Below are 607 nucleotides of genomic sequence, written 5' to 3'. Positions count from 1 at the left end.
CTTATTTTTAAGGCGTTGCAATGAGGTTGGTGTTTGCCAATGAAAGGGATAATCTTTACCGAGTTCATGGAGTTAGTGGAAAGCAAATTTGGACTTGAAGTGCTTGACCAAGTGCTCGAACTTTCCGATGACGAAGGGGTATATACCTCTGTCGGCAGTTATGATCACCGAGACTTAGTCAAACTGATCGTCAATCTCAGCAAAGTTTCTGATATTCCCCCAGAGCAGTTACAAGAAGTGTTTGGTGAAAGCGTATTTTTGAACCTGCTACGATCCATTCCCAGTCATGCAAGCTTGCAGCAGTGCGACAATAGAGTTCAATTTGTTCGACATGTAGAAGGCTTTATTCATGTAGAAGTTAACAAACTTTACCCAGACGCCAATCCGCCTAAGTTCGATTTTATCAGCGAAACACAGTCAGAACTGGTGTTCGACTACCATAGTGCAAGGTGTATGGCGCATGTTTGTTTGGGGTTGCTCAAAGGCTGTGCTGCACACTTTGGACAGGTCATTCATATTACGCATCAAAACCAAACTGAAGACGGAAGCCAAGTTCGATTTTGGCTGGAGGCACAATAAGAAGAGTATGACGGGTAACTCCTCATTA

General features: G+C 43.5%; 1 protein-coding gene. It reads left to right on the top strand.

Annotated elements, in window-relative coordinates:
• The first annotated feature begins 39 nt into the window (after window positions 1-39).
• Window positions 40-579 (top strand): heme NO-binding domain-containing protein, encoded by a 540-nt coding sequence (locus tag R7Z77_RS26735; protein ID WP_318137222.1) that lies wholly within the window; start codon window positions 40-42, stop codon window positions 577-579.
• Window positions 580-607: the final 28 nt, after the last annotated feature.

It is taken from the genome of Vibrio sp. 1401 (assembly GCF_033340295.1).
Note: the sequence above shows the minus strand (reverse complement) of the source record. Positions and strands in the feature narration are given on the sequence as shown.

Excerpts from the sequence above, each read along its gene's own strand:
- R7Z77_RS26735 (WP_318137222.1), top strand. The coding sequence starts at position 40 with ATGAAAGGGATAATCTTTACCGAGTTCATGGAGTTAGTGGAAAGCAAA.